The organism is Leucobacter sp. G161, assembly GCF_001482305.1.
Classification (GTDB): Bacteria; Actinomycetota; Actinomycetes; order Actinomycetales; family Microbacteriaceae; genus Leucobacter.
Window position 1 is genome coordinate 1 of sequence record NZ_LOHP01000055.1, and the last position, 21,883, is coordinate 21,883.

Here is a 21,883-nt window from a genome sequence, read left to right on the forward strand (position 1 = left end):
CCACCGCAACCGGCACGGGATCCGCGGGGGCAGGAGCGGGCTCCGCCACAACCGGAACCGGATCGGCGGGAGCGGGCTCCACCGTCACGGGCTTCGGCACCACTGCAACGGGCTCGGGCTCGGACTTCGCCGGTGCGGGGGGCACCGGATCTGCCCAGGCTGGCGCTGCGAGCTTCGGCCCGAGAGAACTCAGCCGGGCAGCAGCACGCTCAGCGAGGTCATCGACCGGGGCCTTGGGCTGCTGTTGCGGTGCTCGGTGGGGCTCCTCGGAGTCGGCCGGGGCCGCTCCCGGCTGTGGCGGGGCCTGGGTTTCGCGTGGCGCGGTCACTTGGCGAGGCGCGTAGCGCACACGGATTCCGGTTGCCTCGAGAATCGTCTCGCGCAGCGGCCCTGCACCAGCAGACTTAAACGCTTCGAGATCCGAGCGGTTCGACACGCCAACGAGCAGCAGGTCACCCTCGAGCCCCAACGGCTCAACGGGGCGAACCGCGTTCCATGCGTCACGGTTGGTTTCCAGCAGCTCTTCGAGCAGATCCGGCCACATCTCGCGCAGGTCTTCAAACCCGGGAAGCGCGTCAGGGCCGGCGTCGGCGTCGTCCTCCAGCAGAGCGGAGGTTTCCTCAGGGGCTCCGGGGATTGCGGGAGCGTTGGGAGCGGTCGGTGCCGCCATACCTGGTTCGGGGGTGCCGGGAGTACCGGGGCCCTGAGCAGCTGCCTGAGGCGCCACGGGGGGCGCAGCTGACGCAGGCGTTGGGGCTGGCGGTGCAGGTGTGGTTGGCTCGGTACCGATCGACGCGATCTGGGAAGCGCTCAGCACGTCGGAGATCGGTCGACCGAACCCGGCGGCACCCTCGTTGGGGTGCGTTGCACGAGCCGCTCCGCTGTTCGCAGCGTCTGCGGCCGGCTCCGCAGAAGGCGGCACCACGGGGGCTGAGGGCTGCGCCGCTGCAGGGGGCTGCGCTGGTGGCTGCTGCGGGGCCGCCGGTGCGGACGGTGCAGACGGAGCGGCCGGTGCGGGCGTCGCGGCAGGACTCGTGGGTGCGCTGGCACCCGAGTCCTCGTTGCGCAGGAACTCGCGAATCGATGCCGCGGTTTCCGCTGCATTTGCAACGCGCTCCGGCTGCGCGGGCGCAGGGGTCTCGGGCGCAGCAACCGGCGGCACAGTGCCGCCCTGCTGCGCACTGTGAGGCTGCGCACTGTGTGGCTGCGCGGGAGCCGGCGTCTGCGGGCGCGGCGGAGTCGACGGCGCAGGCATCGTCGCGGGCTGCGCCCCGGGAGCCTGCTGTCGCTGCGGCAGCGGAGGCAGCGAGGCGCCGGGCTGTGCCGGAGCGACCTCTTCATGCTTCGAGAGTTCAACGAGCGCCCGGGCGATCATGAGTTCGAGGTGAAGCCTCGGCGGAGTCGCGCCGGTCATCTGGTCGAGCGCTTCGCTCACCGTGTCTGCGGTGCGGGACAGCTCCTTCGCGCCGAAGCCACGCGCCTGCTCGAACATCCGGTCGAGCTGATCCTGTGGCACCCCGCGCAGCACTGCCGCAGCGCCATCGATCGACGTCGCATTCACGATGATGAGGTCGCGCAATCGCTCGAGCAGATCCTCGACGAAGCGCCGCGGGTCCTGCCCGGTCTGGATCACCCGGTCAGTCGCGGTGAACGCCGCAGCGGGATCTCCCGCTCCGAGCGCGACCACGACGTCGTCGAGCAGTTCGGTGTGGGTGAAGCCGAGCAGCCCGGCGGCGCGCTCCGCGGAGACGCTGTTGCCCTCGGAGCCTGCAATGAGCTGGTCGAGGATCGAGAGCGTGTCTCGTGCAGAGCCACCGCCAGAGCGCACAACGAGCGGCAGCACGCCAGGCTCGACGATGACGCCCTCGCTGTCACACAGCTGCTGCACGTAGTCGATGAGCGCCGCGGGCGGGATCAGCCGGAACGGGTAGTGGTGGGTACGCGAGCGGATCGTGCCGATGACTTTCTCGGGCTCCGTCGTCGCAAAGATGAACTTCACGTGGGGCGGCGGCTCCTCCACGATCTTCAGCAGGGCGTTGAAGCCGCCCGCGGTGACCATGTGGGCCTCATCGATGATGAAGATCTTGAAGCGGTCGCGGGCTGGCGCGAATACGGCTCGCTCACGCAGGTCGCGCGCGTCGTCGACGCCGCCGTGGCTCGCGGCGTCAATCTCGACGACGTCGAGTGAGCCGCCACCGGCGCGGCTGAGCTCAACGCAACTCGGGCAGGTGCCACACGGGGTATCCGTCGGGCCCTCCGCGCAGTTCAGGCAGCGCGCAAGGATACGCGCGCTCGTGGTCTTCCCGCAGCCCCTCGGACCGCTGAACAGGTACGCATGGCCGACCCGGCCGGTACGCAAGGCCGTCATGAGTGGATCGGTCACCTGAGACTGCCCAATCATCTCGGAGAATGACTCTGGCCGATACCGCCGATACAGTGCTGCTACCACGACACCCATGCTACCTGCGGGCACCGACATTTATGTGGGTGCGTCGCAGACTGGGGAGAACCCGGCGGCATTTCGCAGGACGCGCGTGAGTCACGCACCGGCGCTCGGTGCGTCTCTGGAGGCACTCGTGTCACCCGTATCGGACGGAGCATCCGCGGGATGGGCCGACGCGTCGAGGTGAGGATCCGACTCGACCGGGCTCTCGACGGCGTCGTCGTCCGAGACGAGGTCTTCGGCGTCTTCCGCGGATTCCGTTGGCTCCCCCTCCGCGGTCACGGTCTCGCCCTCGATGCGTTCCTCGGGCGCGGGCTCCTGCGCTTCAGCGGTGTTCACGTCGGCGCTCACCTCGGCGCTAACCTCGGCGCTTGCGCGCGGCGCCCGGAGTTTGATGACGATCGGTGAGAGCTGCTCGCGCTGGCTGTCATTTCCCAGCCTCCCGTCTCGCCCCGACCCCCAGCCGTACAGTGTGCCATCGGCCGCAAGCGCGAAGGCATGCAGGTCGCCGGCCGCGATGTCGGTGATGACTGCCTGAGCAGGCAGCGCCACCGGCACCGGAACCGCACTGGTCCCGGGCTTGCCCGTGCCCAGCGCCTTTGCACCCCAGGAGTACACCCGGCCGGTGTCGCTCAGGCCGAGCGAAAACTGATCGCCAGCCGCAACGTTTGCGAGTCGCAGCCCCTCGGGCAGCAGTACTTCAGTGGGGGTGAAGTACGCCCAGGAAGGTTCGCCAGTCAGTGGGAGCCCGATCTCGCCGAGGCCGTTGACGCCCCATCCCAGGAGGCCGCCGCTCTCGGTCACGGCAAGCACATGGACGTTGTTGGTCGTGCTCGCCGCTGACACCTGCACGATGCGGTCGGTCACTGGCATCGCGATGCGCTGCGGCCGTGAAATCTCGGTGACCTGCTCTCCGAGCCCGAGCATGCCGTAGTCGTTAGATCCCGTCGCCCACACCTCGCCGTCCTCGGTCACGGCAAAGGTCGAGTCGAAGCCCGCCTCAACCGCGACGAAGCGCTTGTTCGGCAGGCCCTGCATCGGCGTGGGCGTGGGAAGGGTCCCACTAGACGAGCCGTTCCCGAGCACACCCCGGTTCGCGTCGCCCCAGACGTACACCTTGCCGTCGGTGGAGAGGGCGACCGAATGCCGCCACCCGGCCGAGACCGACTGGAATCGGACAGCACCGTCTGCAGCGAGCACCGGTGCCGGTGCCGTGACCGGCTTCGAGATGCCCAGCCCGGTTCCGGTCTGGCTGAACTCGTTGTCGCCCCAGCCCCAGAGGGTGCCGTCGTCGGCGACTGCGAGTGAGTGCTCCCACCCGGCTACGACGTGCGTGAAGTGGCGGCCAGCGGGTGCCTGGGTGAGCACCGGCACGTCCGAGCTCTTCGCCTGGCCCGAACCGAGCTGCCCGCGGTTGCCGATGCCCCACGCGTACGGCGTTCCTGCACCGTTCACCGCGAGGGAGTGGCCTCGGCCGGCAGCGATGCGGGCGGGTGTGGGCGTGACGACGCCGCCGGAGACCTCGATGCCAGCCGCTGGCTGCGCGCTGACAAACCTGGCGGGAAGCGTGGCGAGGGCCCGCACCGCGAAGCCCTCGCGCCCAGCTTCGCCCGTCACGCGCACGGGGAAGCTGCCCCGCGCCGTCGGCGCGTGCGCGATGTCCGCGGTAATGCGCTCCGTGCGGGTGACGACCGTGTCTGCCCCGGCCTGCGCGACGCCCCATTCGATGGACCGGTCGGCCGTGGTCTCCGGGCCAGGCAGCGCACCCGCGGTGACACCGGCGGGCAGCGTGATTTCGGTCGTGAAGATGTCGCCGTCACGCAGGAAGAGCGTCTCGCCCTCCCCGTCTGGGTGGCTCGCGAAGGTGAGCGTGCCGTCGGACCGGGAGGATCCCCTGGCGAAGTCGAGGCCGTACACGCCAGATACCACGTTCCAGATCGCAGGCACCTCGGTGCTCCCCCCGGGGCTGGTGCTCGTGAGCCGCTCGGGCAGCTCGATCGCCGCTGTCACGGTGAGGTCCGCTGCGGGGCGGATCTCGGGGAAATCGGCGACCACGGCAAACTCGGCGTGCGGGAGGCGAACGCCTTCGTCAGTTCGCGCGAGCACCGTTGTCGTCACCCGCCACTGGCCTGCAAGCTCCTCCGCACTCCAGGTGCGCGCATACGTCGCGGCGGAGTCATCAGCCGGCAATTCCGCTGGCCGCATCCCGACTGGAAGCAGCACCGTCGCGGCCAGGGACTCGCCCGCGACGAGCGGCACCGACTGTTCGCCAGCGGGCTGCATCGCGAAGGAGACCGCGCCCGCGGTCTGCCCCGGCCCGAACCCGGCTCCGGTTTCAGGTGTCGCGGCCAGCTCGTAGATCCCCGCGTCCACGCGGAGCGCCTGCGAGAATTCGTTCCCGTGCACGGTCGATCGATCGGTGGCAATGGCGCCGACGAAGCCGGTGCTGACTCCGAGCATCACGGCGAGCACCGCGGCCCCCGCGGCCGTCCAGATCCCTGCGCGCGCGAGGGGTGATCGCTGCCCCCGCTGACCCGTGTGCTGCTGCGTGCTCCGCTTCATGGTGAAGCCCCTTCCAATTGCTTCCAGCACACCGCAGTGGCAGGGGCCCCGCAGTCTGAACCACTCGATCTACGGGGTACGCGCGGAACACCTACGCGTGCGCCGCAGCGCGTACGCGTAGGTGGCGGGCGCGCTAGCGCAGGGAGGAGTATTCGCCAATCTCGTCGCGGGCGAGCGCGCCGGACTTCCGGCGAATGTTCCGCAGGTGCGTCTCAACCGTGCGCACGGACAACGTCAGCGTTTCAGCGATCCCGGGGTTATTCATCCCCTTGGCGACGAGGTCGATGATCTCCCGTTCCCGCTGCGTGAACCCGAGCGTCGACTCAACCTGTGTCAGGGCGACCTCCGTGGCCGGATCCTCCGAGGACATGAGCGCCGCGATCTCCTCGCGGACCCGCGTCGCTTCGTCTTCGAGGCCGTCTTCCCGGAGCATCCGAGCCGCCGCGGTGAAATATTTGAGCGCGGAATCGTTCGCGTGTTCGCGGCGGAGCCACCTCGCCGCTTCGATGAGCGCCTCGGGGTCGCGCCGCTGGTGAGCGATCCGCGCATCGAGATAGGCGAGGAACACGGTCCCGCCCATCTTTTCGAGCCGCGCCCGCTGTTCGAGCGCGGCATCAAGGTCGAAGTCGATGAGCAGCGCAAGCATCGTGGATCCGGCTGCGGAGAACGCGTACCCCCGTGCCGCGAGGTCTGCGGCGAGCGCCCGGTATCTGCGCCCGGTTTCGGCGGGTTCCTCGTCGATCTCGGTGACGAGCGCCTCGGGAAAGTCGCGCGCGCCCATGGGGAGCGCATCGCTGCGGCCCGTGTAGCGGCTGCCGCGCTCGATCAGCGTGCCGACTGCGCCCGGCCTGCCACTGCGCCTGGCCGCGATGGCGAGTGCGTTCATCAGTGCCCGGTCGGGTCCGAAGAGCAGGTTCGCGGCCTGGAATTGGCCGCTCGCGACGATGCTGCCCGCGGCGGTCGCGTCCGCGTACCGGCTCATCGTCAGCAGCGCCATGACCGCAACGTATGCCTGTGCGACCATCGCGGATCGGTCGAAGCGTTCCCGCGCGACGGAGAGCTGGGAGGAGGCCCATTCGAGGGCTTCCTGGGGCCGGCCGGATGTGACGAGCGCGAGGCCCCGGAGCGGGGCCGCGAAGCGGGGCACCCATCCGGTGGCTGGCAACTGTGCAAACCGGGCGAGTGCCTCGCACGGGCGGCCTCCCAGCGCGTGCATGGCGACGTAGACGAGGCCCCCGACCTCACCGGCGAGGCCGGGGTGCTGCGCGATCTCCCCGATCCGTTCGAGAGCTGCTGGGGTGATTTCGGTTCGTTCGGCCCGGAATCCGATGAGCAGAGCCTCGATCGCGAGGGGTTCTCCGAGGTCGTGATCCCCGCGGAGTGTGTCCTCGATCGCCTCGAGCGGCAGCTCCTTGCTGGTTTCCCACCGTGCCCGCAGGTAGCGGAGATACAGCGCAATTGTCGGGTGTGCATCAGCGACGTCGGTGCGCGAGATGATCTCTTCAATTTGGCCGGCCGGGGCGTCCCCGGTCAGGCGGAGCTCGAGTGCGCGAGCTGCCTCGGCTGGCCCTTTCGCGCCTTGCCAGGCAGCCCAGGTCTGGTCGAGATCCTGCTCGAAGGCGTCGCGGAACGCTCGCGCGAGGAGCGGGATCTCGGGCTGTGGAATCACGTCGGCGAACTGACGTGGCACGGTGGGCTGCTCCGCCAGCACCACGCTGCTGTCCGTGCCGAGCGCTTCCTCGATCTGCTGTCGCAGGCGAATGCTGCGCACGGACTGCGGCAGGTGCCTGAAGTAGTCGCTGATCCCCGGTGGGTTCACCGTCACCCGCGGACCGCTGCCAGCCGTGAACAGCCGGACGAGGCCGCGCCCCTCAAGCGCTTCCAGGGTCTCCTGCCCGACGAGCGCCGTCGCCTGTTCAACGGGAAGCGGGCCCGTCGCGACGAGCATCTCCAGTGCTTCACGCGTGTCTTCCGGGTAGCGAAACAGGAGCGCCTCGAACGCGCCCTCGAGTTCGCTCGACCAGAGGTCAGGGCTGTCTTGCCAGACGAGCCCGTGCTTGCGCACCCGCCCGCGGCGTCGCGCGGCGTCGACGAACGCGACCGCGAATCCGGGAAGCCCGCCAGATTTCATGTGGATCCGACCGCTGAGCGTCGGAGACACCTGGTCTCCGAGCCGCTCCTCGAGAAGATCGTGGACCTCGTCGAGCCGGAGCTCATCGAGCGTGAGCTTCACGACCGGCTGCGCCACTTTGATGAGGAGCCGCTCGGCGGGGTCGCTCACGTTGCGCACCTCAGACGTGCCAACAATCGGAATCTGGAACGATTTGTGGAGCTGTTCGAGCAGCACCCACGAGGCTTCGTCGAGCAGGTCGATGTCGTCGATGAGCACCACAACCGGCCCCTCGGCTACCAGTTGTTTCACGAGCCGACTGAGCTCAGTGGCGAAGTCGGCGTCGGCGCCGCGCGCGGGTGCCACAGCGGGAAGCGCGGCGCGGAACGCCTCGAACGGGCGGGTGTTCTCGATCCCACGCAGCTGCAGCGTGGCGAGCCCGATCCCTCGCAGCGTCTCTGCGAGCTGCGTGAGCAGCTCGCTCCGCCCGGACCAGTGCTGACCGACGACCGATACCGATGCGCCGTCGATGACGTGCTGCACAATCCGTTGCACCTGCGCGCTCCGAGCGACCATTGTGTCCCCTCCCCCTGCCCGCGCATTCTCGCTGCGCACGGCCGGCCGCGTATCGCGGCCCCATTCAGTAGTCAGAATACGTGACTCCTTCCAAATGAAACAGTCACTCCGCGGCGCTGCGTGAGCGGCGACGCTGCGGGACAATCGTGACGCCAAGCATGATGAGCATCGCGGCGAGGAAGGTCAGGGCGCGGTGCGTGCCGTGCGACATCCCGGAGGTCTCCAGGGTCTCCGGTCCTGCGCCACCAGCCTCGGTGCCGGTGAATACCAGGTCCACCGTGGAAACTGCGGCTACCGGCGTCTCGCGATCGGCCGGGTACGTGACCAGGAGGCACAGGTCAGTAGCCTCGCCGGCGGGCAGCACCCCCAGGTCGATGCTCGAGGCTGCCGCCAGTGGCGTGCGTGGCAAGTTCGCCATCGCTGCCGCATCGCACGTGGCTCCGCGGCCGACGGCCAGCCACAGGGATTCGAGCGCGCGATCGTACCCGGCCCACGCCACCTGCTCCGGGGCAAGGCGGATCCGCAGCGCAGTGTTCGCGTCGTTGCGCAGCTGCGCTGCGGCGAGCGCCGTCTCACCGGGGTGCAGGGAGACGTCGAATAGCCGAGTGGCGGGTGTGACGGTGAGCGCTGCCTGATCTCGCTCCTCTGCGAGGATCGGCGAGGCTGGCGAGGCCGCCGCTGGATCGACCGGCCCCGCAGCCGAAGCGAGGAGGATCACGGCGGCACACGTCCAGGCGCGCAGGCGCATACCGGTCACCGCGCAAGGCTGGGCGCCGGGCGCCGCGATGCTTGCTCGGTCCCGTCGGTCCCATCGGTCCCGTCGGTCCCATCGATGGTGCTGGCCTCGGCCGTGCGCCGGGCTGCGCGGCCTCGGCTGGGCACAAACAGGGCGATGAGGAACACGGCTCCGACGATGAGCCGGACCGCCCACAGCCCCGAGAGGTGGAACAGGGTCGCCCAAGTGCCCTGGAGTGCGAGGCGGGGCGTGCCGAGGACCTGCTCCTGTGTCACGAGGAACGGGTCGTTGATCTCATTGCCGTCGCCCTTGAGGATCGCGCCCTCGTCGACGAGTTCCACGACACGGTGCACGTACTGGTCCGAGCGGTCGCCAGGCACCGGCGACACGATCACCGGTGCACCGGTGCTGCGAAGTTCGTCGCCCACGGGCCCCTGCACTACGAGGACATCGCCGACCTCGTAGGTGGGGCGCATCGATCCGCCGGTCACGGTCATGAAGTAGTCGCCCGTTACGGCCGACCAGAGAAAGGGGGCCGCGAGCGCGACGAGGAGCAGACTGGCTGCTGCCCGGATGGTGAGGATGGTGATGCGCATGCTGACCTCCATGTGGTCGTGTCGCTCGCGGCGGGTGTGATGAGAGGGGCGAGTCCGGCGGCCTGGGGATATGGGGAGGTGGCCGCCGGACTCGAAGAGGGAGTTACTTCGCGATGCTGTTGAAGAGGTAGTCAGCGGTGACCTCGGACTTATCGAGACCCGCTGCGAGGAACGCCGCGCTGTCCTTCACGTAGACGTCGATACGCACCTTCACCGAGTCACCCGGGGCGATGTCAAACGCCTCGTCCTCGGCAAGCTTCATGTTCGCCAGCTTGCCGGTGTCAATGAGCGATCCGCCGTCAATTGCGACGCGGGTGTCGAGCGCACCGGCGAGCTCGGCCGCCTGATCGCCGCCGGGCTGCAGCATCGAGCCGAGCCCAACGCTGAGCGTGGCGTTCTCCGAGGTGTTTGTCGCGGTGTAGTAGCCGGTGATTGCTTCGCCGTCCATGGCGCCCGTGAAGGTGTTCGTCATGGGTGCACCGGTGACGATGAGCTCGCCGTCAGCGCTGGTATCGGACACCTTGGTGTTAAACATGTTGTCGAAGATCGTGCTGTTCATCGTGACGAGCGCGCCACCGACGGTGACGCCGGCGATGAGGAGCAGCGAACCGCCAGCAATCGCGAGCTTCTTCTTGGTGGAGGTCTTCTGGGTAGTCATGCGGGCACGGCCTTTCTCGGTGGTGGGTGCGAGTGCGGCGCAGCTGCTGCGCCGTCCGAATCGCTGTTGTCTCAAGTACGAGTCAACTGGCGATCGCACCGCTCCCCACGGAGAGTCCCCGGATCTGCGGGGGCGAACGCCCCCATCTACGCGTGCTCCGTACGCGGCTACGTCTGAGCGCGCACGCTTCTGCTGGGTGACCACGCAGACGCGTGCAGCGCGCACCACATCCGCACCGAGCAGACCCGCTCAGCACATGCGCTGATCCCGAGTTAGTTGACGCGGTAGTCGAGCGTGATTCTGCGATTCGCGAGCGCTGGCAGCACGCCACGGGCGCGATCCACCGCGCCAGATGTGACGTCAGCGACCGCGATGCCCTCCTCGCGCGGGCCGAGACCCGCAACAACCTCACCGAGCGGATCGACGATGCGACTCAGGCCCACCGTCGCCGCGTTACGGGGCCCACCGCCGACGACCGCACTCGCGACGAGCCAGCTCACGTTCTCGAGTGCGCGGGTCTGCGTGAGCAGCGACCAGTGTGCTTCCTTCCCCGGGCCCGACGCCCAGGCGGCCACCACCACACACACGTTGGCGCCGCGGTCGACGAGGCTGCGAAACATCTCGGGAAAGCGAATGTCGTAGCAGTTCGCGAGCCCCAAGCGGAGGGTCTCCCCGTCATGTTTCACGTCAAACACTGGCGGGAGCTCCGTCCCCGCACGGGTGTGGGCCGACTCGCTCTGCGAGAAGGCCTCATAGAGGTGGAGCTTGCGGTAACGAGCGAGTTCCTCGCCCCCCGGGCCGACCGCGATCACCGTGTTAAACGGGAGCCCATCAGGCGACGGCTCGAAGCCCGCAGCGATGACAACGGCGTCGTGCTCGACCGCGAGTTCCGAAGTGAGCGCCGCGAACGCCTCCCACCATTCAGCCGCAACCTCGGAGAGCGCGTCGACCGTGACCGACTGCAGCAGCACCATCGTCTGCTCGGGGAACACCATCACCCGGGCGCCGGTGGCCGCTGCCTCCGCAGCGCGTACCCGCATCTGCGCGAGATTCTCGCGCGGGTCAGTCGTCGGCGTCAGCTGGATCGTTGCGATCTTCATAGCACCGATTCTGCCCGACCCCGCGCGCAACCGCGACCCCAGCGCCGAGCCGCGGAGGGTCGGGACGCCGCGCCGGTAGACTTGCCGGCATGGACGCATTCGCCCGCGCTGACGAGCACCTGCTCGACGACGTCGACCGAGACATCATTGACGAGCTCCGTGTCGACGGCAGGTTGTCATTCGGTGAGATCGGCCGCAGGATTGGGTTTTCAGAACCGACAGTCCGCCAACGTTACAACCGCCTGGTGTCGCTCGGGATTATTTACGTCGTCGGGATGTATGACGAAACAAAGATTGGCGGCATCGCTGCGCACGTCGGCATCAGGGTTGCCGGTGTTCCCGTCGCAAAAGTAGCCGCCGAAATAGCGGATCACCCGAACATTAAGTACGTCGCATGCGCCCTCGGGTACTACGACATCATCCTTGACGTCGTCGCCCAGGACGCGCAGGAGCTCGGGCAGATTGTGTTGCAGGATCTCCGCAGAATTCGGGGAATCTCAGATCTTGAAACGCTCACGGTACTCGAGGTTATGAAGGACACGTACCTCTGGAAGGGGTTTCGCGACCCAATTCCCGCGAACCGTGCAGGCAGACTCCTCAACCGCCCAGCTGACTGAGTCAGGCTACGTACCGGGGTCGCTGATGCTCTGCCCCGCAGTTCCGCGCAGCCCCTCCCAGGTGTAGTCCTTGGCAAGCGAGGTCACGATGATCGGCTGGATCGACGCGACACCAGGCTGGCGGCGGATCTCGTCCAGCAGGTCGATGAGCTGGTTCTGGTCCCGACAGGTCGCTTCGAGATACAGGTCGTGCGACCCCGTCACCAGGGCCACATGGTTAATCGGGTGGATGCCAAGCAGACTGTCTGCGACAGCACGCGGCGTGAGGTTGCGCACGCGCAACAGCAGCCGGACCACCTGATGTCCGAGCAACAGTCCATTGCACAGCGCGACGATCTGCAGCGTGTCGTCTTCGCGCAGCTTTGCGAGGCGCGTCCGAACGGTCGACTGGGAGACGCCCAGTTCTTCCGAGAGCGCAGCAAAGCTGCGTCGTCCGTCTCTGGCGAGCAGCTGAATGAGCTGCCGGTCTACGTCATCTAACACCCCGAATGCCCCTCTCCGCGCAAGGTACCAGGGTACCCTGCCCGCGGGGAGGGGCTGTTCGGATTCGGCGTGGTCGATCAGCGCGCCTCGAGCTCACGCACTGCGCGAATGAGGTCGGCGTTGTCGGCAGGAGCGCTGCCGTCGGGGAGGGTGATCCCGTCTTCGAAGCCGATGCGGGTCTCGCAGCCGTCTGCGATGGCAGCCTCGACTACGGGCCAGACCGTCGCGTCGTATCCGTGGTAGAGAATCGGGGCAGTCACGCCGGCCTCGCGGAGCACTGCTGCGATCTCCCGGCACTGCGCGACGGCTTCGTCGGGATCCTCTGTCTCGGGCTCGATGAGCACGCGCACGTTCTGGTGCAGCGTCGGTGATTCCAGCAGCGCAGGCACGTCAGCCATCGTCCACACGGCAGATTCGAGCACCATGCCGCGCTCAAGCACGAGCTGAGCCGCCTCTGCCGCCCCCTCCTCACAGAACGCAACCGACGCGAAGTCAGGCAACGCATCGTCGGGCCATGCGGCTACGTGCGACATCCGTTCGGTGTGATCGGTGACCGTCCACAGACCGGTTGTGGTTCCGATGACCACCGACGGATCCGCTGCACGCATCGCACGCACCCACGCACCAATGTCGTCGGGGTGGATTGTCTGCTCACCCGCTTCAGTGAGCACGTGTGCATGCACCACGTCAGCGCCGGCGGCGATTGCCGCGCGGCTCGCTGCAACGATCTCGTCGGTTGTGCGGGGCACCGCTGGGTGTTCGGCCGTGGAACGGCCTCCGTTAATCGCCGCTTTGAGAAGCATCTGCGCTGGGTCCTTTCACAGGTTTTTGGGCGCGACGGAACACCGGCAGGGTGCCGGTGTTCCGCCGCAGGGGTGGGGTTGGGGGGGTGGAGTGGTGCTCGGAGCTACTGCGGGGTATCGAGTGCGAGTAGCTCGGCGACGGTATCGCTGGCGCCAGTGAGCGTGCCGAGCGGCGCACCCGTGCGCAGTTCGGCGACGAGCTCAGGCTCCTCTGCATCATCAGCGAGGGCAATATCGACGATGCGAGCGAGCACCTCGGGCGCGACGAACAGCACGCCGTTCGCATCGGCAAGCACCACATCGCCCGGGTTCACTACTGCCCCACCGCAGGTAACAGGAACGTTCACGCCTCCGGCGTCAATCCCGTGCAGCTTCGTGGTGAGCATGCTGGTGCCGCGTGCGTGCACGCTCAATCCCAGCTCGGTGATTTCGTCGGTGTCGGTGACGACGCCGTCGACGATCGCGCCCGCTGCACCGCGGGCGACGAGCTGCGCGGCAACGACCTCGCCGAGCGGGGCGTGGCGACGATCCCCACCCGTGTCGATCACGAGAACGTCGCCGGCACCGATGAGCCCAGCGGCGTGGTGCAGCGCGGTCGAGTCAGTCGCGGTCGTGCGAACCGTGAAAGCCGAGCCAATGACACGACCACCCGCGGCGACAATGCGGCGGATCTCGGTGTCAGCGAACCCTTCTTCAAGGTAGTGTCCGAGCGTCGGGAAACTCAGCCGCTCAAGCTTCTCTCGCAGCTCTGCGGGGAGCGATGTTGGCGTGGTGCCAGTGTGGAAGAACATTGCGTTCCTTTCTGTGCGCGGGGCTAGGCCACGCGGTAGCTGAGTTCGATGCGTCGGTTGTCGAGCGCGGGGAGCATTGCGCGGGCGCTCTGGGTGCGTTCCGCATCGATTGAGGCAATCACGAGTGCTTCCGTGTGCGCGTTGGCGCTTGCGACAACGTTGCCGAGCGGGTCGATCACCCGACTGAGGCCAACCGAGTCTTCCCCGACAGTGCCGGAGGCGAGCAGCCACGCGACGTTCTCGATCGCGCGAGCCTGGGTGAGAACTTCCCAGTGCATTTCCTTGCCTTTTCCGGACACCCAAGCGGCGGAGAGCGAGATCACATCTGCTCCACGATCCGCAAGGCTTCGGAAGAGCTCGGGGAAGCGGACGTCGTAGCAGTTCGCGATGCCGACTTTGAGGCCTTCGATCTCGATCACCGGGGGCAGCTCCATGCCGCGCGTGACATACGCAGACTCCTGGTAGGCGAACGCGTCGTAGGTGTGCAGCTTGTGGTAGCGCGCGATCTCGTCACCATGTGCGTTGACTGCGAGAATCGTGTTGAAGGGCTGACCATCCTCACGCGGCTCGTAGCCCCCAGCGATGATCGAAATCGTGTGCTCGCGGGCAAGCCCGGCGAGCAGTTCTTCGAACGGTCCCCACATGCCCTGGAGAATCTCGGTGAAGTTGGGCTTGATCGATTCATCGGCCAGCAGGGCTGCTTCCTCTGGGAAGACCACAAGCTTCGCTCCCGCAGCCGCCGCCTGTGCGGTGAACTTACGGATTGTCTCGAAATTAGCCTCGACATCGATGCCGGGTGACGTTTGCGCAACTGCGACTTTCATAAAAAACCTTTCTGATGAGCGACGATGCTGGACAGCGAGTCGGTATTACCTGGTGACGATTCGAGCGTCCTCGGGACGCCAGCTCACGGTGAGTTCCTCCCCGACTGCGAGGCCAGGCAGTTCGAGTTCACGGACAAGACTCGACAGCGACACCTTCAGCATCGTTCCGCCAACGTTGAGGTGCACCTGCCATTCCTCGCCGAGGAAGGTGAGCGTCTCCACGTGGCCGACGAGGCCCTCGCCGCCGCGGCGCATCTCGATCCGCTCGGGGCGAATGAGCATCGTGCCGGCCTGCTCACGGCTGACGCTTTCTGCAAGAACACCGTTCAGCGATCCGATTCCGGTGGCAAGCGCAGCGACTCGTTCACCAGCAGCGCCCGCCGGCACTGTGACATCGATGAGGTTGCAGCTGCCGATGAATCCCGCAACGAACCTCGTCTCCGGGCGGTCGTAGATGTCTTCAGGGCTCGCGACCTGCTGGACGACCCCCTCCGACATCACCGCGATGCGGTCCGACATTGTCAGCGCTTCTTCTTGGTCGTGGGTGACGTAAATGAAGGTGATACCGACCTCGCGCTGCATCCGCTTGAGTTCGTACTGCATCTCTTTTCGCAGCTGCTGGTCGAGCGCGCCCAGTGGCTCGTCGAGGAGCACAACCTTCGGGCCGGACACGATAGCTCGTGCTAGCGCAACGCGCTGCCGCTGCCCGCCCGACAGCTGATCTGGCTTCCGCTCGCCGAGATGCGCAAGTTTGACGAGCTCCAGCGCCTCCTGCGCCCGCTGGCTCGCTTCTGCCTTCGGAACCCGCCGAACCCGAAGTTCGAATGCGACGTTTTCAAACACGGTGAGGTGCGGGAAGAGCGCGTAGCTCTGAAACAGCATGTTCAGGTCGCGGTGACGAGTCGGAACGTTGGTTACGTCCACGCCTCCGAGGTGCACGCGCCCCGAGCTTGGCGTTTCAAACCCGGTAATCATGCGCATCAGCGTTGTTTTGCCGCAGCCGGAGGGCCCGAGGATGGAGAAAAACTCGTTGTCGCCAATCTCAAGATCGAGCGGGTGAACGGCGAGGTGTTCGCCGAACTGTTTCGAGATACCAAGGATCTCGACGGCCGGGGTGGATGTGGTGGTCTGCGTGTTCATGAAACTCTTCGCTCTTCGCTCGAACTCGATATGGGGGTGAGCCGGTTAGGAGGCCTTCACCCGGGTCCAACCGTCCTGGTAGAACTTCATCGCAGGGCCGGGATCAACGATAAAGTCGGCATCGGCGACCTGCTCATCCGAAGCGTAGACGGCAGCGTTGCTGAGCAGCGCCTGGTCCTTGACGTGCTCCGCTGCGGCAGTGTTTGCGCTTGCAAGACCGGCGTCGTTTGTGGCCATCGCACTGATCTCAGGGCGCAGCAGGAAGTTGATGAACTCGTAGGCCCCAGCCTCGTTTGGAGCGCCCTTCCGCAATCGACAGACCATCAACCCAGAGGCTGCCGCCCTCTTCGGGGAGGACATAGTGCACGTGATCGTTGGCAGCGACAATCTTCGCGGTCTGCGTGCCACCCCATGCCTCAGACATGCAAACGTCGCCGTTCGCGACGAGATCCCCGTAGTTGCTCGAGTTGTAGCCCGAGAGAATCTCTTTCTGCTCGATGAGTGACTTGGTCGCTGCGGCGATTTCCTTCTCGTCCTTGCTGTTCGCGGGGAAGCCGTTCACCTGCAAGCCTGCAATGTAGGCAGCGAGCATGTTGTCGAGCATGTTCACCTTGCCCTGCCACTTCGGGTCGAACATGGATTTCCAGCTCGTGATTTCCTCGCCGCCAGTGCACTCAGCGTTGTAGAGCAAACCGGTCGTGCCCCAGACCCACGGCACCGAGTACCCAAGGTCAGGATCATACGACGGGTCACGGAACTTCTCTGCGATCTGGTCAAGACCCTCGATCTTGGACTTGTCGAGTGGCTCCAGGAGTTCTTGCCCGACGAGCTGCTGAACCGCGTACTGGCTCGGCTCGACAATGTCGTAGCCAGAGTTTCCCGCAGCGAGCTTCGAGATCATCGTCTCGTTGCTGTCGAAGTTGTCGACGTTGACCTTGATTCCGGTCTCTTCGGTGAATGCGTCGAACACCGACTGCGGAATCTCATCGGCCCATGCGTAGACGTTGAGCGTCTGCGCGCCGCCATCGCCACCTGCGCTGGAGCATCCGGTGAGGGCGAGAGCGGCGACGATGCCGACTGCTGCAACGGAAGTTTTCTTCATAATTCTGTTCCTTTCGAGAGGGTGGTAGTGCCAGGCCGCAGCAGTGCGGCTAGGACCGAGAGTCAACGAGAATGCGACGCATCTGTGACACGCCGACAGCGAGCACAATGACAAGGGTGAGCAGGATGAGCAGCGCTCCGAGCGCGTTAATGCTCGGCGTCAGGCCTGTCTTCAAGCTCGAGTAGATCTTCAGCGGAAGGGTCGTCGACCCGACGCCGCTCAAGAAGGTGGACATCACGATGTTGGAGAAGGACGTGGTGAAGCTCAGCAGCCAAGCCGCAACCACCGCCGGACGAAGCAGCGGGAAGTAGACCCGCGTGAATGTCTGCCACGGCGAGCACCCAAGGTCGGTTGCGGCCTCCGGCAGGCTGGGATCCAGCATGGCTGCGGAACTCATCAGTACGAGCGTCGCAAGCGGCAGCGAGACGATGAGGTGGCCGAGCACGAGGGTCGTGATGCCGAGCGGCACCTTCGTCGCGCTGAACACACTGAGAAGTGCCACGCCAAGCACGATCTCGGGGACGATGAGCGGCAGCGCAATGAGTGCCATGAAGCCGCCCTTGCCACGTCCGCGGTAGCGAGCTAGTCCGAGGGCGAACATGATCCCGATAGCGGTGGCCACTGTCGCAGCGAGCACCGCGACAATCGCACTCGTTCGCAATGTCTGCATGAGCGCGCCGTCCTGGAACAGCTCGACGTACCACTGCAGTGTGAGGCCTTCAAAGCGTGTGTTCGTTCCCGCAGCGTTAAAGGAGTAGACGATTACCGCGACGATCGGAATGTAGAGGAAGACGAACACGCCACGGGCGATACCGTTTACGATGCGATCCATGGCTTACGCCCCCTTCTTCTTGTTCGATACACGTCGCAGTAGGAGACCTACAAGTGCCATCGACACGACCATGAGCACGAGCAGCACCATCGAGACAGCGGCGCCCATCGGCTGGTTTCGGAACTCTGTGTACAGCGTCACGATGAGGTTTCCGACGAGCGGATCCTTGCCCCCGCCAAGCAACACGGGGATGACAAACACGCCCATCGTCGGGATGAAGGTGAGCAAAGCTGCGCCGAGAATGCCGGGGCTACTCAGCGGCAGAATGACGCGGCGGTGGACGCCCCACCAGCTGCACCCGAGATCCGTTGCTGCTTCCTTGAGGGAACCATCGATCGATCGCATGGAGGCGTAGATCGGGAAGATCGCCGTGGGGAGGAACGAATACAGCAGCCCCAAGATCACCGCGGTGTTGCTCGGAATCATCGAGAAACCCGACAGCCCAAATATCCCGAGCACGCCGGCAATCGGCCCTCCCGAGCCGAGGATCGTGATCCACGCGAACGTGCGGACGAGGAAGTCGGTCCAGAACGGAATGATCACGAGCAGCAGCAAGAACCCTTGCTTTCCTTCTGGCCGAGACACGATGTAGTACGAGGTGAGGTAGCCGATGACCACGCACACGAGGGTGTTCAGCAGCCCGAGCCCGAGCGAGAAGAACAGCGTCTTCGAATAGACGGGGTCGAGGAGCTTTGCGTAGTGCTCGAGCGTGAACCCGCCGACGATGCCGCCGTAGTCGTCGGCAACAGCAAAACTGTTTCGCGCCACAATAAAGAGCGGCAGAATGCCCAGCAGCACCACTGAGGCGACTCCTGGAATGAGAAGTAACAGCGACCCACGTTTCGGGCGCTCCTTACGACCAAGATGTATCATCCGTGTCGTCGTTGCCACGTCGCTCCTTTGCTTTTGCCAGTCATCGTTGGTGTCCTTTAAGTGTGGCCCTCCAGCGCGGCTGGTGGGGTCGATTGTGCTGCTGATTCCGTGGAAGATCGCAGCGAAGTTGGCGCAGATCGCGGATCACCTGAGCTCCGTGACCGCTCGACGGCCAGAATCGCCCGCCAGCGCTTGGCAAGGCGTGCGTGCAGGCGGCCGCGAGCGTCTGGAGCGGGTCCGAACTGGCTCGCTCGGCACCTGGCGATGGCGCCAGGGGTGAGCCGTGAGAAAACTACTCGGCTAGGGACGCTACCAGCGCAGTACTCTGCTTGGCGATCTCTGCTTCCTCGTCGGTCGGGACCACGAGGACGGTGATCTGTGAGCCCTCGGCGCTGATCACGCGCGTGCCAGAGTCGCGCGCGTCGTTCCGTGCAGGGTCGAGGCGCAGCCCGCACCACTCGAAGCCGGCGCAGATGAGCGCCCGGAGATCCGGGCCGTTCTCGCCGAGGCCCGCAGTGAAGACGATCGTATCGGCGCCCTCCAGCACCGCGAGGTACGCACCGAGGTAGTGCCTGGCGCGGTGCACGTAGACCTCGATCGCGAGCTGTGCGGCGGCATCGCCCGCTGCTGCGGCCGCGCGGACATCGCGGAAGTCGATCGTGCCCGTCATCCCGAGGAAGCCAGAGCGCTTGTTCAGCTCACGATCCACCTCGTCGACGCTCACGCCGCGTCGCAGCAGGTGGAAGATCGCGCCCGCGTCGATGTTGCCGGAACGCGTCCCCATGACGAGCCCCTCAAGCGGGGTGAGCCCCATCGAGGTGTCGACCGAGCGTCCGCCGTCGATGGCGCACATCGACGCCCCGTTGCCGAGGTGCAGCACAATTTGTTTGAGCGAGTCGAGCGGCCGCCCGAGGTGCTGCGCCGCACGGCGCGACACGATCGAGTGCGAGATTCCGTGGAAGCCATACCGGCGGATTCCGTGCTCCGCGGCGAGCTCGCGATCGATCGCGTAGGTGTATGCCTTTTCTGGCATGGTCTGGTGGAAGGCGGTATCGAACACCGCGACGTGCGGGAGTTCCGGGAAGACCGCGCGGGCCGCGATGATCGCAGCGTGGTGACCGGGGTTGTGCAGCGGAGCGAGCTCGGCGAGTTCGAGGATGCGTTCGGCGACCTCATCATCGATGAGCGTTGGCGCGATGAACTCGCTGCCCCCGTGCACCACACGGTGTCCAACGGCAACAATGCCGAGGGACTCGATCGGGGTTCCAGTCTCGGCGAAGCGTTCGACGATCGCCGCGAATCCCGCCGCGTGATCGGGGATGTCGCCGTCCACGATGGTCTCGCCGTGCGAGCCCGTGTGGACGACTCGGCCGGCGCCGCGCTCTGCGATCCGCTCGACGAGGCCCTGGGCGAGCCGGGCTCCGCTCCCCTCCTCGATCACCTGGTACTTAATCGACGACGACCCGGAGTTGACGACCAAGACGGCGTTCATCGCTCACCCGCCTGCACTGCGGTGATTGCGACGGTGTTGAGGATGTCTTGCACGGTAGCTCCTCGCGAGAGGTCGTTCACTGGTTTGTTCAGGCCCTGCAGCACCGGGCCGACCGCGATCGCACCGGCGGAGCGCTGCACGGCCTTGTAGGTGTTGTTTCCCGTATTCAGGTCTGGGAATATGAACACGGTCGCGTGGCCAGCAACCTGCGAGCCGGGGAGCTTCGAGGCGCCCGTCTCCGGGTCGATGGCCGCGTCATACTGCAACGGCCCCTCGACGAGCAGCTCGGGGTGGGCCTCGCGCACGAGCGCGGTCGCCTCGCGCACCTTGTCGACCTCGGCGCCCGAGCCTGACTCGCCGGTCGAGTACGAGAGCATCGCGATCCGCGGGTCCACGCCGAACTGCTCGGCCGTCTCGGCCGACGACGCTGCGATATCCGCGAGCTCCGCTGCATTCGGGTCAGGGTTCACAGCGCAGTCGCCGTAGACGAGCACGCGGTCAGCAAGCGCCATGAAGAACACGCTCGAGACAACCGAGACACCCGGCTTGGTCTTGATGAATTCGAGGCTCGGGCGGATCGTGTGGGCGGTCGTGTTCGCCGCACCCGACACCATGCCGTCTGCGAGCCCGAGGTGCACGAGCATGGTGCCGAAGTAGCTCACATCGGTCATTCGATCGCGCGCGTCCTCGAGGGTGATGCCCTTGTGTGCGCGTAGCTTCGCGTACTCGGCGGCGAACTGGCCCAGGAGCGGCGAGGTCTCGGGGTCAATGACCGCCGCACCCTCAATCGCGAGGCCGAGTTCGGCACCGCGCTTACGGATCGCGCTCTCCTCTCCGAGCAGCGTGAGCCTGGCCACGCCACGCGCGAGCAGCGTGCTGGTCGCGCGGAGGATCCTGTCATCGTGGCCCTCGGGCAGCACGATGTGTGCGTCTGCCTTCGCCGCGCGCGCAAACAGGTCGTACGCGAACATCGCTGGCGTGCGCACGCTCCCGCGATGCAGCCGAAGCCGTTCACGCAGATCACGCGTGTCAACGTGCTCCTCAAAGAGCGCGAGCGCCGTATCGAACTTCACCGGAGACTCCGCGGTGAGTAGCCCGCGAGCGTGCACCACGCGCTGCGCGGTCTCGAAGGTGCCATGCGGGGTGCGGATCACGGGGAGCACCGCCCCTACACCGTCGAGCAGCCGCTCCACGTCTTCGGACATCTCAAAGTCGCCGTTGAGGACGACAGCACCAAGCGTCGGGAAGCCCTCCGCCTCGTGCGCAATGGACACTGCGAGCAGTGTCTCGGCCCGATCCGCCGCGATCACCACTACTGCACCCTCGAGCAGCCGCGGCAGCACGTTCGTCATTGACATGCCAGCGATCACGATCTGCGTGACCTCGCGGCTCAGCAGCTCGGCGCTGCCGCGCACAAGGTGGCCGTCCACTGCCCGCATCACCTCGGCGACGGGCGGGGCGACGAGCTTGGGCTCCTCCGGGAGGGCCCAGACAGCGGTCCCCTCGGGAACCACGTCACTGACGGCGGCCACGATCTCATCGAGGGCTTCAGAATCAGCCCGGTTAATGAGCGTCGCCAACACGCTCGCGTGCTCCTCGTGCAGCTCAGCAACGCTCAGTTCAGCGATCTTCGCAAGCGTCGATGCATCACGTGCACTCGACTGTCCGAGTACCTCCTGCTCGGACAGATCGCGCCCGCCGACGACCAGCAGCACCGGCGAATCAAGGTTCGCTGCGATCCGCGCGTTCGTCGCAAGCTCAGTCGGCGCAGCAACGTCCGTATAGTCAGACCCCACGACCACGATCGCGTCGCACTGCTCGCGCAGCGCACGATAGCAGCTTACGATCGTTGCCATCGCCTCATCCGCATCGCGCGCGAGCTCCTCGTAGGTGACGCCAACGCACTCCTCGTAGGAGGCGGTCGCCGTTGCGCGGCCCCGCAGCAGTTCGAGCACGCGGTCGCGTTCGTCACGGGATCGAATCACCGGGCGGAAGATGCCCACGCGCGGCACGCCGGCCTTTAACGCATCGAGCACGCCGAGCGCGACGGCGCTCTTTCCCGTGCGACCCTCGGCGGATGTGAGATAGATACTGACTGCCACATCCACAGTGTATTCGGCGCGCTCACCCTGCTGCCTAGAAACT

The 21,883-nt window shown here is 66.2% G+C and carries 19 protein-coding genes; 1 reads left to right on the forward strand and 18 read right to left on the reverse strand.

Annotated elements, in window-relative coordinates; all coding sequences use genetic code 11:
• The 7 genes from AUL38_RS06350 to AUL38_RS06380 form a co-directional block, all read right to left on the reverse strand.
• On the reverse strand, nucleotides 1–2,458 hold a 2,458-nt coding region (locus tag AUL38_RS06350), incomplete at its 3' end, for a DNA polymerase III subunit gamma and tau (protein ID WP_235590630.1).
• 81 nt (nucleotides 2,459–2,539) lie between these two features.
• Nucleotides 2,540–5,005 (reverse strand): RCC1 domain-containing protein, encoded by a 2,466-nt coding sequence (locus AUL38_RS06355; protein ID WP_059060238.1) that lies wholly within the window; start codon nucleotides 5,003–5,005, stop codon nucleotides 2,540–2,542.
• A gap of 133 nt (nucleotides 5,006–5,138) precedes the next feature.
• Nucleotides 5,139–7,691: a LuxR C-terminal-related transcriptional regulator gene (locus AUL38_RS06360; protein ID WP_059060240.1), complete on the reverse strand. Its 2,553-nt coding sequence runs from the start codon at nucleotides 7,689–7,691 to the stop codon at nucleotides 5,139–5,141.
• Nucleotides 7,692–7,794: 103 nt separating this feature from the next.
• On the reverse strand, nucleotides 7,795–8,448 hold the full coding sequence (locus AUL38_RS06365; RefSeq protein WP_059060242.1) for a hypothetical protein: 654 nt from the start codon (nucleotides 8,446–8,448) through the stop codon (nucleotides 7,795–7,797).
• Nucleotides 8,445–9,023 (reverse strand): S26 family signal peptidase, encoded by a 579-nt coding sequence (locus AUL38_RS06370; RefSeq protein ID WP_161937412.1) that lies wholly within the window; start codon nucleotides 9,021–9,023, stop codon nucleotides 8,445–8,447. Before AUL38_RS06370 ends, AUL38_RS06365 begins: the two co-directional genes overlap by 4 nt.
• A 103-nt stretch (nucleotides 9,024–9,126) precedes the next feature.
• Entirely contained in the window at nucleotides 9,127–9,681 is a 555-nt protein-coding gene (locus AUL38_RS06375; protein WP_059060246.1) for a hypothetical protein, read from the reverse strand.
• A gap of 272 nt (nucleotides 9,682–9,953) precedes the next feature.
• Nucleotides 9,954–10,781 carry a nitrilase-related carbon-nitrogen hydrolase gene (locus AUL38_RS06380; protein ID WP_059060248.1) on the reverse strand — a complete coding sequence of 276 codons (828 nt, stop codon included), beginning with the start codon at nucleotides 10,779–10,781 and terminating at the stop codon, nucleotides 9,954–9,956.
• A gap of 89 nt (nucleotides 10,782–10,870) precedes the next feature.
• On the opposite strand from AUL38_RS06380, the gene AUL38_RS06385 reads away from it, so the two are divergent.
• Entirely contained in the window at nucleotides 10,871–11,398 is a 528-nt protein-coding gene (locus AUL38_RS06385) for an Lrp/AsnC family transcriptional regulator (RefSeq protein ID WP_059060250.1), read from the forward strand.
• A 6-nt stretch (nucleotides 11,399–11,404) separates the two neighbouring features.
• On the opposite strand, the gene AUL38_RS06390 is transcribed toward AUL38_RS06385, so the two are convergent.
• From AUL38_RS06390 to pta, 11 genes are all read right to left on the reverse strand, one after another.
• Nucleotides 11,405–11,881: an Lrp/AsnC family transcriptional regulator gene (locus AUL38_RS06390; RefSeq protein WP_059060253.1), complete on the reverse strand. Its 477-nt coding sequence runs from the start codon at nucleotides 11,879–11,881 to the stop codon at nucleotides 11,405–11,407.
• A 77-nt stretch (nucleotides 11,882–11,958) separates the two neighbouring features.
• Nucleotides 11,959–12,684: a 3-keto-5-aminohexanoate cleavage protein gene (locus AUL38_RS06395; RefSeq protein WP_059060255.1), complete on the reverse strand. Its 726-nt coding sequence runs from the start codon at nucleotides 12,682–12,684 to the stop codon at nucleotides 11,959–11,961.
• 104 nt (nucleotides 12,685–12,788) lie between these two features.
• The gene (locus tag AUL38_RS06400; protein WP_059060256.1) at nucleotides 12,789–13,475 is read right to left on the reverse strand and encodes an RraA family protein; all 687 of its coding nucleotides are present in this window, start codon (nucleotides 13,473–13,475) and stop codon (nucleotides 12,789–12,791) included.
• A 23-nt stretch (nucleotides 13,476–13,498) separates the two neighbouring features.
• Nucleotides 13,499–14,299, reverse strand: coding sequence for a carbon-nitrogen hydrolase family protein (locus tag AUL38_RS06405; protein WP_059060258.1), 801 nt, complete (start codon nucleotides 14,297–14,299; stop codon nucleotides 13,499–13,501).
• 45 nt (nucleotides 14,300–14,344) lie between these two features.
• Nucleotides 14,345–15,439: an ABC transporter ATP-binding protein gene (locus AUL38_RS06410; RefSeq protein ID WP_059060261.1), complete on the reverse strand. Its 1,095-nt coding sequence runs from the start codon at nucleotides 15,437–15,439 to the stop codon at nucleotides 14,345–14,347.
• Between the two features lie 45 nt (nucleotides 15,440–15,484).
• Entirely contained in the window at nucleotides 15,485–15,676 is a 192-nt protein-coding gene (locus AUL38_RS17700; protein ID WP_235590631.1) for a hypothetical protein, read from the reverse strand.
• Between the two features lie 10 nt (nucleotides 15,677–15,686).
• Nucleotides 15,687–16,541: a PotD/PotF family extracellular solute-binding protein gene (locus AUL38_RS06415; RefSeq protein WP_235590632.1), complete on the reverse strand. Its 855-nt coding sequence runs from the start codon at nucleotides 16,539–16,541 to the stop codon at nucleotides 15,687–15,689.
• A gap of 49 nt (nucleotides 16,542–16,590) precedes the next feature.
• On the reverse strand, nucleotides 16,591–17,373 hold the full coding sequence (locus tag AUL38_RS06420) for an ABC transporter permease (protein ID WP_059060263.1): 783 nt from the start codon (nucleotides 17,371–17,373) through the stop codon (nucleotides 16,591–16,593).
• 3 nt (nucleotides 17,374–17,376) lie between these two features.
• Complete coding sequence (locus tag AUL38_RS06425) at nucleotides 17,377–18,264, reverse strand: ABC transporter permease (protein WP_235590633.1); 888 nt, start codon at nucleotides 18,262–18,264, stop codon at nucleotides 17,377–17,379.
• A gap of 274 nt (nucleotides 18,265–18,538) precedes the next feature.
• The gene (locus AUL38_RS06435; RefSeq protein ID WP_059060272.1) at nucleotides 18,539–19,738 is read right to left on the reverse strand and encodes an acetate/propionate family kinase; all 1,200 of its coding nucleotides are present in this window, start codon (nucleotides 19,736–19,738) and stop codon (nucleotides 18,539–18,541) included.
• A complete protein-coding gene (gene pta, locus AUL38_RS06440; protein ID WP_059060274.1) occupies nucleotides 19,735–21,840 on the reverse strand; it encodes a phosphate acetyltransferase in 2,106 nt (701 codons plus the stop codon). The genes AUL38_RS06435 and pta overlap by 4 nt, the downstream gene beginning before the upstream one ends.
• Nucleotides 21,841–21,883: the final 43 nt, after the last annotated feature.

Coding starts and splice junctions, on each gene's coding strand:
- AUL38_RS06355 (WP_059060238.1), bottom strand. CDS start 5,005: ATGAAGCGGAGCACGCAGCAGCACACGGGTCAGCGGGGGCAGCGATCA.
- AUL38_RS06360 (WP_059060240.1), bottom strand. CDS start 7,691: ATGGTCGCTCGGAGCGCGCAGGTGCAACGGATTGTGCAGCACGTCATC.
- AUL38_RS06370 (WP_161937412.1), bottom strand. CDS start 9,023: ATGCGCATCACCATCCTCACCATCCGGGCAGCAGCCAGTCTGCTCCTC.
- AUL38_RS06375 (WP_059060246.1), bottom strand. CDS start 9,681: ATGACTACCCAGAAGACCTCCACCAAGAAGAAGCTCGCGATTGCTGGC.
- AUL38_RS06380 (WP_059060248.1), bottom strand. CDS start 10,781: ATGAAGATCGCAACGATCCAGCTGACGCCGACGACTGACCCGCGCGAG.
- AUL38_RS06385 (WP_059060250.1), top strand. CDS start 10,871: ATGGACGCATTCGCCCGCGCTGACGAGCACCTGCTCGACGACGTCGAC.
- AUL38_RS06395 (WP_059060255.1), bottom strand. CDS start 12,684: ATGCTTCTCAAAGCGGCGATTAACGGAGGCCGTTCCACGGCCGAACAC.
- AUL38_RS06400 (WP_059060256.1), bottom strand. CDS start 13,475: ATGTTCTTCCACACTGGCACCACGCCAACATCGCTCCCCGCAGAGCTG.
- AUL38_RS06405 (WP_059060258.1), bottom strand. CDS start 14,299: ATGAAAGTCGCAGTTGCGCAAACGTCACCCGGCATCGATGTCGAGGCT.
- AUL38_RS06410 (WP_059060261.1), bottom strand. CDS start 15,439: ATGAACACGCAGACCACCACATCCACCCCGGCCGTCGAGATCCTTGGT.
- AUL38_RS17700 (WP_235590631.1), bottom strand. CDS start 15,676: ATGGCCACAAACGACGCCGGTCTTGCAAGCGCAAACACTGCCGCAGCG.
- AUL38_RS06415 (WP_235590632.1), bottom strand. CDS start 16,541: ATGAAGAAAACTTCCGTTGCAGCAGTCGGCATCGTCGCCGCTCTCGCC.
- AUL38_RS06420 (WP_059060263.1), bottom strand. CDS start 17,373: ATGGATCGCATCGTAAACGGTATCGCCCGTGGCGTGTTCGTCTTCCTC.
- AUL38_RS06435 (WP_059060272.1), bottom strand. CDS start 19,738: ATGAACGCCGTCTTGGTCGTCAACTCCGGGTCGTCGTCGATTAAGTAC.